This window comes from Serratia sp. PAMC26656 (assembly GCF_016469055.2).
GTDB lineage: Bacteria > Pseudomonadota > Gammaproteobacteria > Enterobacterales > Enterobacteriaceae > Serratia > Serratia plymuthica.
The window spans coordinates 4320852-4334860 of the sequence record NZ_CP150486.1 but is presented as its reverse complement, the minus strand read 5'-3'; the positions used below and the strand labels follow the sequence as shown (position 1 = coordinate 4334860).

At 58.5% G+C, this 14009-nt stretch carries 12 protein-coding genes; 8 read left to right on the top strand and 4 right to left on the bottom strand.

All coding sequences use genetic code 11. The annotated features are described in order from the left end of the window. Window positions 1-67 precede the first annotated feature (67 nt). A complete protein-coding gene (pdxJ, locus tag JEM67_RS21400) occupies window positions 68-799 on the top strand; it encodes a pyridoxine 5'-phosphate synthase (RefSeq protein WP_013814176.1) in 732 nt (243 codons plus the stop codon). After that, entirely contained in the window at window positions 799-1179 is a 381-nt protein-coding gene (gene acpS, locus JEM67_RS21395) for a holo-ACP synthase (RefSeq protein WP_006318461.1), read from the top strand. The genes pdxJ and acpS overlap by 1 nt, the downstream gene beginning before the upstream one ends. Window positions 1180-1393: 214 nt before the next feature. Here the strand turns inward: acpS and JEM67_RS21390 are convergent, their stop codons facing one another. Both JEM67_RS21390 and JEM67_RS21385 read right to left on the bottom strand, forming a co-directional pair. After that, on the bottom strand, window positions 1394-1654 hold the full coding sequence (locus JEM67_RS21390) for a YfhL family 4Fe-4S dicluster ferredoxin (protein WP_199636883.1): 261 nt from the start codon (window positions 1652-1654) through the stop codon (window positions 1394-1396). 53 nt (window positions 1655-1707) lie between these two features. After that, window positions 1708-2556: a MurR/RpiR family transcriptional regulator gene (locus JEM67_RS21385; protein WP_004952146.1), complete on the bottom strand. Its 849-nt coding sequence runs from the start codon at window positions 2554-2556 to the stop codon at window positions 1708-1710. A 72-nt stretch (window positions 2557-2628) separates the two neighbouring features. On the opposite strand from JEM67_RS21385, the gene JEM67_RS21380 reads away from it, so the two are divergent. The 4 genes from JEM67_RS21380 (at window position 2629) to yfhb (ending at window position 5803) form a co-directional block, all read left to right on the top strand. Beyond that, the gene (locus tag JEM67_RS21380) at window positions 2629-2754 is read left to right on the top strand and encodes a hypothetical protein (RefSeq protein ID WP_255520012.1); all 126 of its coding nucleotides are present in this window, start codon (window positions 2629-2631) and stop codon (window positions 2752-2754) included. Between the two features lie 108 nt (window positions 2755-2862). Beyond that, on the top strand, window positions 2863-3756 hold the full coding sequence (gene murQ, locus JEM67_RS21375) for an N-acetylmuramic acid 6-phosphate etherase (RefSeq protein WP_199636886.1): 894 nt from the start codon (window positions 2863-2865) through the stop codon (window positions 3754-3756). Between the two features lie 19 nt (window positions 3757-3775). Further along, window positions 3776-5143 carry a PTS transporter subunit EIIC gene (locus JEM67_RS21370; protein WP_199636888.1) on the top strand — a complete coding sequence of 456 codons (1368 nt, stop codon included), beginning with the start codon at window positions 3776-3778 and terminating at the stop codon, window positions 5141-5143. Window positions 5144-5146: 3 nt separating this feature from the next. Then, entirely contained in the window at window positions 5147-5803 is a 657-nt protein-coding gene (gene yfhb, locus JEM67_RS21365; RefSeq protein ID WP_199636890.1) for a phosphatidylglycerophosphatase C, read from the top strand. 84 nt (window positions 5804-5887) lie between these two features. Here yfhb and JEM67_RS21360 read toward each other — a convergent pair whose 3' ends face one another. Then, window positions 5888-6940 (bottom strand): DUF2157 domain-containing protein, encoded by a 1053-nt coding sequence (locus JEM67_RS21360; RefSeq protein ID WP_199636892.1) that lies wholly within the window; start codon window positions 6938-6940, stop codon window positions 5888-5890. Between the two features lie 183 nt (window positions 6941-7123). Here JEM67_RS21360 and tadA point away from each other — a divergent pair, with 183 nt between their 5' ends. Then, entirely contained in the window at window positions 7124-7630 is a 507-nt protein-coding gene (gene tadA, locus JEM67_RS21355) for a tRNA adenosine(34) deaminase TadA (protein ID WP_004952136.1), read from the top strand. Here the strand turns inward: tadA and mltF are convergent, their stop codons facing one another. Beyond that, window positions 7631-9091: a membrane-bound lytic murein transglycosylase MltF gene (mltF, locus tag JEM67_RS21350; RefSeq protein WP_199636894.1), complete on the bottom strand. Its 1461-nt coding sequence runs from the start codon at window positions 9089-9091 to the stop codon at window positions 7631-7633. 278 nt (window positions 9092-9369) lie between these two features. Between mltF and purL the strand changes: the two genes are divergently transcribed. Continuing rightward, on the top strand, window positions 9370-13260 hold the full coding sequence (gene purL / locus JEM67_RS21345) for a phosphoribosylformylglycinamidine synthase (RefSeq protein WP_199636896.1): 3891 nt from the start codon (window positions 9370-9372) through the stop codon (window positions 13258-13260). Window positions 13261-14009 lie beyond the last annotated feature (749 nt).

Here is a 14009-nt window from a genome sequence, read left to right as displayed (position 1 = left end):
TCCCCTTTTGCGGCCCTGCGCCCGCGTGTAAACTGCTGGCACTGAAAATCGTTTTTAGAGGGTTGTCATGGCTGATTTGCTGCTGGGCGTTAATATCGATCACATCGCCACGTTACGTAACGCGCGCGGAACCCAATATCCGGATCCGGTTCAGGCGGCATTTATCGCCGAACAGGCGGGGGCTGACGGGATTACCGTGCACCTGCGTGAAGACCGCCGCCACATCACCGATCGCGACGTGCGTATTCTGCGTCAAACCATCCAGACGCGCATGAATCTTGAAATGGCCGTGACCGACGAAATGTTGGATATCGCCATTGAATTGAAGCCGCAGTTTTGTTGTCTGGTGCCGGAAAAGCGCGAAGAAGTTACCACCGAGGGTGGGCTGGACGTTGCCGGGCAACAGGACAAAATGGCCGTGGCGGTGGAGCGCCTGGCGCAGGCCGGCATTCTAGTGTCGTTGTTTATCGACCCGGATCATCGCCAGATTGATGCGGCGGTGGCGGTTGGCGCTCCCTATATTGAAATCCATACCGGTGCCTATGCCGAAGCTACAGGCGAGATGGCGGTGAAGGCCGAGCTGCATCGTATTGCGGTCGCGGCTACCTATGCCGCCGGCAAGGGCCTGAAGGTCAATGCCGGTCATGGCCTGACTTACCATAATGTTCAACCGATAGCTGCGTTGCCAGAGATGTATGAACTGAATATCGGGCACGCCATTATCGGCCAGGCAGTAATGAGTGGGTTGCCGGCAGCGGTTGCCGACATGAAATTACTGATGCGGGAAGCGCGTCGCTAATGGCAGTGCTGGGGCTGGGTACCGATATCGTTGAGATGGCGCGCATCGAAGCGGTGGTGGAGCGCAGCGGCGATCGCCTGGCACGCCGTGTGCTGAGCGCGGCCGAGTGGGAGGTGTATCAGCAGCATCAGCAGCCGGTACGTTTTCTCGCCAAGCGCTTCGCGGTGAAAGAAGCGGCCGCCAAGGCTTTCGGTACCGGCATCCGCAACGGGCTGGCATTTAATCAGTTTGAAGTCTTCAATGACGGTCTTGGCAAGCCGAACATTCGCCTGCATGCTCGCGCCGCCGAGCTGGCACAGGAGATGGGCGTTACCGCCATCCACGTTTCGCTGGCGGATGAACGCCGTTATGCCTGCGCCACGGTAATTATCGAAGGGTAACGCGGTATCGGCCGTAAAATAAAAGGGCGCCTGTTGGCGCCCTGAGGTTGATGACAAAGTTGTCTTTGAGTCCGAGATACCCGGGCCTAGCGCACCGAGGGGCGCTCCGACGGCCAAGGCCGTTACGACCCCTTCGGCACGCTCTCCCTAATAACGGGCTTTGTCAGCTGGCTGAGGGCGCCTGTTGGCGCCCTTGTCGATCGGAAGGTGGCGGTTACAGCCGCTCGGCGTGATGCAGCACCACAAACTTGTCCCACAGCTGTTCGTTGCTTTCACTGTGCTGCGGGTTAACGACAATGGTGTTATCGATCGGGCATACCTGCTGGCAGGTTGGGATATCGTAATGGCCAACGCACTCGGTGCAGCGATCGGTGTCGATCTGGTAGATATCCTCCCCCATCGAAATGGCCTGATTCGGGCATTCCGGCTCGCACATATCGCAGTTGATGCATTTGCGTGTGATTAGCAGGGCCATGGTTTATCTCTCATCATTAATAGGGGTATTTTGCGCAGCGCGGATTATAACGTCTAAACCAGTTTTTTCACTAACTGTTCGCTGTGTTTGATACGGTCGCGGGCATGATCGAGATCGTGCTGAATCAAGGCCATAAACAGCAGGTCGGTGAGGGCGAACTGGGCGGTGCTGGAAGAAATAGCGGCGCTGCGGGTGTTGGGTTCCTCTGCGATGGTATACAGACAGTGATCGGCGCGTTGCTGCAGCCCGTTCGGCGAGAAACTGGTCAATGCCAGCACCTTGGCGCCGGCCAGGCGGGCTTCTTCCGCCGCCAGGTTGATTTCCCGCCGTTCTCCGCTGAATGAGATCGCCAGCAGCAAATCCCGCTTATCCAGCGCTTGTACTGCCGCCAGTTGGACGTGCATATCCGGCTCAGCTATCGCCATCACGCCAATTTTCAGCAGCTTGTAGGAGAAATCCTTGGCGACCAACCCGGAAGCGCCGATCCCTACCAGAATGATCCTTCGCGCCTGACGCAGCATATCCAGCGCCTGATGCAGACGCTCTTCGCTATTGATATCCAGCGTGGCGCGCAATGCAGACTGCTTTTCCACCAACAGCTTTTCACCGACCGTTTTCAGCGCATCGCTGCTGAGGATACGGTTATGCACGGTGACCGCCGGCTCAGCCTGTGGCTGGGCCAGGGTTTCGCTCAGCGCCAGCTTCAATGCAGGGAAGCCTTTGTAGCCCATCTTCTGAGCAAATTTCACCACGCTTGACTGACTGACCCCAGCCAACTGGGCCAGCTTTTGCGAGCTGAGATGGCGCGCCTGCTGGGCATTATGCAGCAGGAAATCCGCCAGTTTGCGGTCGTTTTGAGCCAGTGTCGGATACATCTGACGAATGCGAAGAAGGGTACTCATAAGGTTGTGTCCCATAATTGATCGTGGCACCGTCGCAGACCCAAAAGTCCGTAATCAAGGCGGAGCGGACCTATGTTTAAGCCCGACGACGCAGAATACGGGCTTTTGGGGCGAGACCCGAAGGGCTGGGGCCATTTGAACGCGCACCTGTGTTACGAGCGGGTATTCTGCCATGCCGGTGGCGAAAACGTGCAGTGAAAATTTTTTGTGACCCGGTGTTTAAAATAGCAAATAGTGCTCGCTTTAATGAATAAAATATTCAAATAATGCTTTAATGTTTGGAATTAAAAATTCAAAGGTAAACAAATGAACTTAGGCGCATTGGTATCTGAAACCCGTAACCCAGCCACCATGGAGCTGGATGAAATGTCTACGTTGGAGATGGTGAGTTGCTTTAACCGGGAAGACCGCAAGGTACCGGAAGCGATTGAAAAAGTGCTCCCGGCCATAGCGGAAGCGGTGGATCTGGCGGCGGCGGCGTTGAAGGCCGGCGGCCGGTTGATTTATCTGGGGGCGGGTACCAGCGGCCGTCTTGGTGTGCTTGACGCCTCCGAATGTCCACCCACCTTCGGCGTGCCGCATGGCAGGGTTGTTGGGCTGATAGCCGGTGGCCCGGGCGCGCTGCTGAAGGCGGTAGAAGGCGCAGAAGATGATGCAGCCTTGGGAGAAGCCGATTTGAAAGCGCTGTCGCTGGCGGCCACCGACATGGTGGTGGGGCTGGCGGCATCAGGGCGTACGCCTTATGTGATCGGCGCCTTGCGCTACGCGCGTCAGCTGGGGTGCCCGACGGCGGCGATTTCCTGTAATCCGGATTCACCCATCGCCCACGAAGCGCAGGTGGCGATTTCACCGGTGGTGGGGCCGGAGGCGTTGACCGGCTCGACGCGCATGAAATCCGGCACCGCGCAAAAACTGGTGCTGAACATGCTGTCGACCGGCGCGATGGTCAAACTGGGCAAGGTATATCAGAACCTGATGGTGGACGTGAAAGCCACTAACGTAAAACTGGTGGATCGCGCCTGCCGCATCGTCGTGGAAGCCACCGGCGCCGAACGCAGTCAGGCTGAGGCGGCGCTGACGCAGACCGGTTTTGAAGTCAAACCGGCGATTCTGATGATTCTGGCCGGTATTGGCGCTGAAGAAGCGCAGCGTCGCTTGCAGCAGCACGATGGCTATTTGCGCGCGGCATTGACGCGTTAAACCACACTTGGGGCGGGCGATGGACAAGACAACGGCACTGGCAACACAGATACTGGCGGGGATTGGCGGCGAGGGGAATATCCTCAGGCTGGAGAACTGCATGACGCGGGTTCGCGTCGAGGTCCGCGACGAACTGCGCCTTGATTTACCGGCGCTCAAGCAGTTGCCGGGCGTTAAGGGCTATATCAAGCAGGGCGATCAGCATCAGTTTATTGTCGGTCCGGGCGCCGCCGCCAAGGTCGTGGACGCCATGCGTTCGCTGCTCAATGGTGCTCCCGCCGTGTTGGCGGGCGGTGATGATATCGCTCGTACCAAAGCGCAGACCAAGCAGAAATATGCAGCCCCGATGAGCGGCGCACTGAAAAAACTGGCCGATGTTTTTATCCCGCTGATACCGGCGTTCATTGCCTCGGGCCTGATTACCGGCATCATCAACCTGCTGAAGCGGCCCGACATCGCCGGCGAGCTGGCGGTTAACTACCCCAACGTACTTGGGCTGCTGGCGATTTTCGGCAGCGCGGTGTTCGCCATCATGAACATTTTGGTGGGGGTTAACGCCGCCCGGGTGTTTGGCGGTTCGCAGGCGATGGGCGGCGTGATGGCCGGCATTCTCTCCAGCCCGGCGCTGGCGCAGATTACGCTGTTCGGCGAGGCGTTGCAGCCGGGGCGCGGCGGGGTGATTGCGGTGCTGCTGGTGGTGGCGCTGATGTGTTGGGTGGAAAAACGTCTGCGTAACCTGCTGCCGGAGTCGATCGAGCTTATCCTCAATCCGCTGTTGACCACATTGGTGACTGCATCGCTGGCGATTATGATTTTGCAACCGCTCGGCGGCTACATTTCGGACGCCATCGCCCACGGCGCCAATCTGGCTATCGACAAAGGCGGGTTGCTGGTGGGCGCGGTACTGTCCGGGTTGTTCCTGCCGCTGGTGCTGTCCGGTCTGCATCAGGGATTGGTGCCGATACATGTCGAGCTGGTGCAGGCGCACGGCTCCAACCCGCTGTTGCCGATCCTGGCGATGGCGGGAGTGGGGCAAGTGGGGGCTGCATTGGCAGTATTAATGAAAACCCGCAACGCGCGCCTGAAAAAAGTGATCAAAGGGGCGCTGCCGGTCGGTATTCTCGGCATTGGCGAACCGCTGATTTTCGGCGTGACCCTGCCGCTGGGTAAGCCTTTTATTGCCGCCTGCCTCGGCGGCGCTGTGGGGGGCGCACTGATCAGCTACTGGAAAGTGGCGACGGTGATTACCTTCGGTATCTCGGGTTTGCCTTTGGCGCTGACCATTGTCTCGGGTAAGGTGATGTTGTATCTGGCCGGTATGGTGATTACGATTGTGGCTGGATTTATTTTCACCTGGATAATGGGATTCAACGATCCTGAGGAGTAACGCTTGAGCGAGAAACAGAGCCAGGAGGCCGTGGAAGGCCGCCGCGTGGTGTTCTTTGATCTGGACGGTACGCTGCATCAGGAAGACATGTTTGGCAGTTTCTTGCGTTTCTTGCTGCGTCACCTGCCGCTGAACCTGCTGTTGGTGGTACCGCTGCTGCCGGTGGTCGGGTTGGCGATGCTGGTGATGGGGCGCGCTGCGCGCTGGCCGATGAGCGTCTTGCTGTGGTCGATCACCTTTGGCCGGTCGGAGGCCAGGTTAACGGCGCTGGAACGGCAGTTCGTCAGCTATTTCCGCGACAAGGTGACCGCGTTTCCGGTGGTGCAAATGCGCCTGCGTCAGTACCTCGATGTGCACGATGCACAGGTGTGGTTGATTACCGGTTCTCCGGAACGGCTGGTGGAGCAGGTTTATCGGGACTCCGCTTTCCTGTCGCGGGTGCGCCTGGTCGGCAGCCGCATTGTGCGTCGTCACGGCGGCTGGGTGTTGACTATGCGCTGTCTTGGCGTACAGAAAGTGATGCAACTGGAGCAGCGCCTCGGTGCGCCGCTCAGGTTGTACAGCGGTTACAGTGACAGCAAGCAGGACAACCCGCTGCTGTATTTCTGCGAGCACCGCTGGCGGGTCAGTAAGCTGGGGGAATTGCAGCAGTTGGAGTAAGCAAAGGGGCGGATTTCCGCCCTTTGCCGTTTATATCCTCTCGGGTTTTCGAATTGCAGCGTGAAAGACGGCGGCCATAACGCCTTAATCATCGGTCAGATCGTGCGGTTTGCGTCCCAGTTGCCATATCTTCTCTGCATAGTGCCCCAGCGCCCACAGGCTCAGACCGAGCACCACAAAGAAAATCGCCTTGGGCATGCTGTCCCAGAAAAACTCGAAGAAGCGGGTATAAAGGTTGATGCACAGGAAGGTCAGACCGAATCCGCGCAGCATGGCGTCATCACGTTTCAGCCCCAGCCAGATGACCACTGCGGCGGCGATGCCGAACAGCAGGCTCCAGTGGAACAGTTCGATCTGGCGCACGCTATACCAGCTGTCAAGATCGCCGTAATTGCCGAAGATCGACAGCAGCCACAGGGCGATAAACAAATACAGCAGCCCCATCGCCAGCGAAACCCGCTCCAGCCCACGCCGTGCAAGCAGCGGTTGCAGCAGCAATGCTGCGGCGATCAGGACTGCGCCGAAGGCGATAAAGCGAATCGGGAAGCTCATACCCAGCCAGTAAGCGCCCCAGCCGGAAAGGTAACCGGTTTCGGCGCCGAAGGCGTTGCCGAACGACAGCAGGGCAAACCACCACACCAACCCGGAACGGCTGAACCAGCCAATCACGCCGTAAAGCAGAGCGGCGAACACCAGCAGCAATGAAACCCGGCCACTGCCGTTGTCCAGCCAGACGCCCATTTGCCACAGAGCGCAAGCGGTGAAGAGCACGGCAACGAACAGCGCGGCCTCATTACCGTAGCGTTTTTCCGGATGATGGCGACGACGGCGCAAGGCCCAGGTATAGGCCAGCGCGGCCAGTATGCCGGCCATCGCCATGCGAACCGGAGTATCGAAGCGGAACAAGCCGCTCAGCCAGTCCAACAGATCGCTGTCGGCGAACAGGCTGGTGATGGCAATGACCAGCGAGGCCAGCGCGGCGAGAAAGGCATAACGCGCCAGCCGCCGCCAGTCGAAAGGCTGTACTTCCACATGCTGCAACAACTGTTCTTGTTGTTGCGCCGTCAGCGCGCCTTCGCCGACCCAGCCGTTCAGGGCTTTGCGTACCACGGCGGCGTTCTTCTTGCTGAATTTCATGTTTCTTATCCCTGATAACATCGCTATTCGTTCAGTATATACCCGTTGCATTTCAAGCCGCAGCGTTCGACTCCGCTCACGGCAGGCAGGGGCGAATATATTCACCCCGGTTAACGCGGGCGCAGCATGCAGCGCACCTACTGTGTATAATGCCCGCCGCAAAAGCGCACGAGGAATTATGCGATGACTGAATATAACGATGAATACTGGATGCGCCAGGCGTTGCTGCTTGCCCAGCGTGCTCAGGAAGAAGGCGAGGTGCCGGTGGGTGCGCTGCTGGTGCTGGACAATCAGGTGATTGGCGAAGGCTGGAACCGGCCGATTGGCCGCCACGATCCTACCGCGCATGCGGAGATCATGGCGCTGCGGCAGGGCGGAGCGGTGTTACAGAACTATCGCCTGTTGAATGCCACGTTGTATGTCACCCTGGAGCCGTGCGTGATGTGCGCCGGCGCAATGGTTCACAGCCGCATTCGTCGGCTGGTGTATGGCGCGGCCGATGTGAAAACCGGTGCGGCAGGGTCGCTGGTGGATATTTTGCGCCATCCCGGCATGAACCATCAGGTGGAGATCGCTTCAGGTGTGCTGGCGGACGAATGCGCCGCGACGCTGAGCAACTTTTTCCGCCTGCGCCGCGAGCAGAAAAAAGCGCTTAAGCTGGCGCAGCGCGCGGCGGATAAGCCGGAGTAATTAGTGGTTAAGCGCCAGTTCCGGTATAATGACCGGATAGCCTTTCCCTAGCGCCTCCTGTTCGGCCGCTTCCTGCGCCGCCTTCCTCTCTTTTTCTTGCAGATAGCCGACCAGGCTGACCTGATAGCGGCGAATGTTTTCCACGTAGTTATAAGCTTCGCGTCCGCGCGCATAGCCGTAGGTCAGCTGCGGGTAATAACGTTTTTGGCTGAGCATCGGCAGGCGCTGTTTGACGTCCACCCAGCTGTCCGGGTTGCCTTTTTGCATTTTGGTCAGCTTGCGGGCGTCGAGCATATGGCCCCAGCCCATGTTGTACGCCGCCAGCGAGAACCAGATGCGTTCGTCTTCCGGCACGCTGTCGGGCACCTTGGCCATCAGCCTTTGCAGGTAAAGTGCGCCGCCCTGAATGCTTTCCTCGGGATCCAGACGATCGCTGACCCCCAGGCCGTCGGCGGTGGCCCGCGTCAGCATCATCAGGCCGCGTACGCCGGTGGGGGAGGTTGCCTGCGGGTTCCAGTGCGACTCCTGATAGGCGATGGCCGCCAGCAATTTCCAGTCGATCTCATTGGCGTATTTTTCAAACAACGAGCGGAAGGTCGGCAGCACCGAGTCGATGGCCGACAGGAAGGTTCTGGTATCGACGTAATCGAAACTGCCGACGTGGCCGAGATACTTCTCTTCCAGCCGCGCCAGCGTGCCGTCGTCCACCATCTGGCTATAGAAATCCAGCATCGCCGCATACAGGCTGTCGTCGTTGCCGCGCTTCAGATACCAGGTGACCGGCTCTTCATCGGTGACGTCGAACGCAACCGCCAATTGCGGGTGGATGCGCTGCAGCAGGGCGATAGTCACAGAGTCGCCCAGGGTATAGTCCAGTTTGCCGTCGGCCACCTGTTCCAGCAGCTCTTTTGAGGTCAGATCGCTGGAGGCTTCCCAACTGAGGTCCGGAAATTTACTTTGCTTAAGCTGTTTCAGCGTGCTGACGTGCGCGGAACCGGAGGCGACCGCCAGCTTGCCTTTAATATCGGCAAAGGTTTTTGGCCGTGGGGTGCCCAGGCGATAGACCAACTGCTGGGATACGGAATAATAGGCCGGGCCGGTGCGTGCGCGGCTGAGGCGATCCTGGTTGTAGATCAGGCCGGCGGCCAGCAGGTCGGTGTCGTCATCGTCCAGATCGTCAAACAGGTCATTGATATTGTTGTGCGGGATCACCACCAGCTTCACGCCCAGGTAATTGGCGAAGCGTTTCGCCAGCTCGTAATCGAGCCCACCCGGCCCCTGTTTGGTGGTGAAATAGGTTAGCGGCGTGTTCAGCGTACTGATACGCAGCTCGCCACGGGATTTGATCTCTTCGAGCTGCCCTCCCTGGCCACCGCGCCAGGCAATATTGGGCCACAGGGCGAGCGCCAGAAGCAAGGTAACAACACCGATGAGAATGTAGTTTATTTTTAGGCGTTTCAAATAGTTATCCAGTGGTGGTACGGGTGCGCCGGTGACCGAAGGTCAGTCTTTTCTTATGGTTAAATCACCAGTGCGGGAGCATTTTGCGCAACAAAACGCCAGCGTGCAACTTTATTGACACGTTATGACAATTCGAGGGGACGAACAGCTTTTATCAATAATAGCTGCGCAAACGGTTTCGTCGGCGGCGTAGATTCTCTATAATGGCGCGCGTTTTCCCCTGTTGCGCCCAAAGAAGTGCTGAAGTCAGTTGCTTCGAAGACGAGAGAACTTTGATTATGGAAATACTGCGTGGTTCGCCCGCTTTGTCGGCTTTTCGTATTACCAAACTGCTGTCCCGCTGTCAGGACGCTCAACTTCCGGTCAGTGATATCTACGCCGAATACGTCCACTTTGCCGATGTTAACGCACCGCTAAGTGCCGAAGAACATGGCAAGCTCACGCGCCTGCTCAAGTACGGCCCCTCTCTCGCCGAACATGCCCCTGAAGGCCGCCTGCTGTTGGTGACGCCGCGTCCGGGTACCATTTCCCCCTGGTCTTCCAAAGCCAGCGATATCGCCCACAACTGCGGTTTGAAGCAAGTGGTGCGGCTGGAGCGCGGCCTGGCGTTTTACGTCAAGGCGCCGACGCTGACCGAAGCGCAGTGGCAACAGCTTGCCGCGTTGCTGCACGATCGCATGATGGAAACGGTATTCAGCGAACTGCAGCAGGCAGAACAGCTTTTTGCTCAGCATCAGCCGGCGCCGTACCAGGCGGTGGACGTGCTGGGCGAAGGTCGCAGCGCGCTGGAACAGGCCAACCTCAAGCTGGGGCTGGCGCTGGCGCAGGATGAAATCGACTATCTGCTGAATGCCTTTACCGGTCTGGGGCGCAACCCGACGGATATCGAACTCTATATGTTCGCGCAGGCCAACTCCGAGCACTGCCGCCACAAGATTTTCAACGCCGACTGGATCATCGACGGCGAACAGCAACCGAAGTCGCTGTTCAAAATGATCAAAAACACCTTTGAGCAGACGCCGGATTACGTACTCTCTGCTTATAAAGACAACGCGGCGGTCATGGAAGGTTCTCAGGTCGGCCGTTTCTTCGCCGCGCCGGAAAACGGCCAGTATGACTACCATCAGGAAGACGCGCATATCCTGATGAAGGTGGAAACCCATAACCACCCGACGGCGATCTCCCCATGGCCGGGTGCCGCTACCGGCTCCGGCGGCGAGATCCGCGACGAAGGCGCCACCGGCCGCGGGGCCAAGCCCAAGGCGGGTCTGGTGGGCTTCTCGGTTTCCAACCTGCGTATTCCCGGCTTCGAACAGCCGTGGGAGCAGGACTTCGGCAAACCGGATCGCATCGTGACCGCACTGGATATCATGACCGACGGCCCATTGGGCGGCGCGGCGTTCAACAACGAATTCGGTCGTCCTGCGCTGGTAGGCTACTTCCGTACCTATGAAGAGCAGGTCAACAGCCACAACGGCGTCGAACTGCGTGGCTACCACAAGCCCATCATGTTGGCGGGCGGTATCGGCAACATCCGCGCCGATCACGTGCAGAAGGGTGAAATCACCGTGGGCGCCAAGCTGGTGGTGCTGGGCGGCCCGGCGATGAATATCGGTCTGGGCGGCGGTGCGGCTTCTTCCATGGCGTCCGGTCAGTCCGATGCCGATCTGGACTTCGCCTCGGTACAACGCGACAACCCGGAAATGGAACGTCGCTGTCAGGAAGTGATCGACCGTTGCTGGCAGTTGGGCGAACAAAACCCGATTCTGTTTATCCACGACGTAGGTGCCGGCGGCCTGTCTAACGCCATGCCGGAACTGGTCAGCGACGGTGGCCGCGGCGGCCGTTTCGAACTGCGCGATATCCTTAACGACGAGCCGGGCATGAGCCCGCTGGAAGTGTGGTGTAACGAATCGCAGGAACGCTATGTGATGGCGATTGCGCCGGCGCAGATGGCGCAGTTTGACGAAATTTGCCGCCGTGAGCGCGCACCTTATGCGGTGATCGGCGAAGCCACCGAAGAGCTGCATTTGACGCTGAACGACAGCCATTTCGACAATCAACCGATCGACATGCCGCTGGACGTGCTGCTGGGCAAAACGCCGAAAATGACGCGTGACGTGACCAGTCTGCAGGTCAAAGGCGAGCCGATCCAACGTGCGAACATCACCCTGGAGGATGCGGTAAAACGCGTTCTGCATTTGCCTGCTGTGGCAGAGAAAACCTTCCTGATCACTATCGGCGACCGCACCGTAACCGGCATGGTGGCGCGTGACCAGATGGTTGGCCCGTGGCAGATCCCGGTAGCCGACTGCGCGGTGACCACCGCCAGCCTGGACAGTTACTATGGTGAAGCGATGTCGATCGGCGAGCGTGCGCCGGTAGCCTTGCTGGACTTCGCCGCCTCCGGCCGCCTGGCGGTAGGGGAAGCCTTGACCAACCTGGCCGCGACCGAAATCGGTTCGCTCAAGCGCGTGAAGCTTTCCGCTAACTGGATGGCGGCAGCCGGTCACCCGGGTGAAGACGCCGGCCTGTATGCAGCAGTGAAAGCGGTGGGCGAAGAGCTTTGCCCGGCGCTGGGCATCACCATTCCGGTGGGCAAAGACTCGATGTCGATGAAAACCCGCTGGCAGGAAGGCGAAGAGCAGCGCGAAATGACGTCGCCGCTGTCGCTGGTGATCACCGGTTTTGCCCGCGTAGAAGACGTTCGCCACACCGTGACGCCGCAATTGCGTACCGATAAGGGCGAGAGTGCGCTGTTGCTGATCGACCTGGGCAACGGCCATAACGCACTGGGCGCTACCGCACTGGCGCAGGTTTACCGCCAACTGGGCGACAAGCCGGCCGACGTGCGCAATGTCGAACAACTGGCGGGCTTCTTCAACGCCATGCAGCAACTGGTGGCCGATCGCGCGCTGCTGGCTTACCACGACCGTTCCGACGGCGGCCTGCTGGTTACGCTGGCGGAAATGGCGTTTGCCGGCCACTGCGGCGTGAACGTGGATATCAAAGGGCTGGGCGACGATGCGCTGGCAGCGCTGTTCAACGAAGAGCTGGGTGCGGTGATTCAGGTCACGGCCGACCGGCTTGAAGCGGTGCAACAGATATTTGCTCAACACGGCCTGACGGACAATGTGCATCACATCGGCAGCGTGCAGGCCGGCGATCGCTTTGTGATTACTCAGGGCGACAAAGCGCTGTACAGCCAAAGCCGCGCGACCTTGCGCACTTGGTGGGCGGAAACCACCTGGCAGATGCAACGCCTGCGCGATAACCCGGAATGCGCCGATCAGGAGCATCAGGCCAAACAGGACGACCGCGACCCGGGCCTGAACGTCAAGCTGACCTTTGCGCCGGAAGAAGACATTGCCGCGCCTTACATTGCCAAGGGCGCACGCCCTAAAGTGGCGGTGTTGCGCGAGCAGGGCGTCAACTCCCACGTTGAGATGGCTGCCGCCTTCCACCGCGCCGGCTTCGATGCGGTAGACGTTCATATGAGCGATCTGCTGGAAGGGCGTCGCGATCTGCAGGACTTCCATACGTTGGTTGCCTGCGGCGGTTTCTCGTACGGCGACGTACTGGGCGCCGGTGAAGGCTGGGCGAAGTCGATTCTGTTCAACGACCGCGTTCGTGACGAATTCGAATCCTTCTTCCACCGTCCGCAGACCCTGGCATTGGGCGTGTGCAACGGTTGCCAGATGATGTCGAACCTGCGCGATCTGATCCCGGGTGCCGAACACTGGCCGCGTTTCGTACGTAACCTGTCGGATCGTTTTGAAGCGCGTTTCAGCCTGGTGGAAGTGGCGGCCAGCCCGTCGTTGTTCATGCAGGGCATGACCGGCTCACGCATGCCGATCGCCGTATCCCACGGCGAAGGGCACGTTGAAGTGCGTGATGCCGCACACCTGGCGGCGCTGGAAAGCAGTGGCCTGGTGGCATTGCGCTTTGTGGACAATGCCGGCCAGGTAACGGAAACCTATCCAGCCAACCCTAACGGTTCGCCAAACGGCATCACCGCAGTGACCAGCAGCAACGGCCGTGCGACGGTGATGATGCCGCACCCGGAACGTGTATTCCGTACCGTGAGCAACTCATGGCACCCGGAAGAGTGGGGCGAAGACAGCCCGTGGATGCGCATGTTCCGCAACGCCCGCAAGCAACTGGGCTAAGCGGTTACCACGCGGTAACGAAAGGGGCGCAAGAGATTGCGTCCCTTTTTACTTATTGCGCCCGTGCCGGTTTGCCGCTGTCTGCATTTTGCGACAGAGAACCTTTTCCATGTCTCTAAAAAGAGACACTTAACTCATTGATTTATAATGATGAAAAATTAATTGGCTTAAGTTGTCGGTTTTTGGCGACAGGATGGCTATTTTTTAATCGACCCATAATGGGTTAATTTGAGCTTATAGACTGCATTTTAATTTATTTTTCAATACATTCAGTATGTTAATAAATTTGTTGAAAAGTTGGCACGCAAAGTGCATTATTATCCCCAGTTGCTCATTCAACTTTTTATGATGGCCCCGTATTTAGACGGAAGTTTGCCTCATAAGCCTCCGAATGATGCCAAAGAAATGGTGCCTATCGTCCAACCAAACCGATAACAGACGCGCAAGCGGCTTTATCAAGCATCGGACGACACGTGGAGTGAGGCACCGCCTGTATCCAACTGTGATGAGTGTTCATCAATCCCGGATACTTATGGATGCTATTCGTCCTGTTCGATGCCAGCCTTGTGCTACATCACCCTGGGGACGAGATTCAAGGGCATCCACACTTTCTTGCGATGGGGCAGTCCTGCCCCAGCGTCAAATACCCTTCATACTTGAAGTTGCATCTGTGTTGACTGCGCTTGTGCGCCCCAGTCACTTACTTGAGTAAGCTCCTGGGGACTTACAAGCTTGTCGCCTTGACGCAA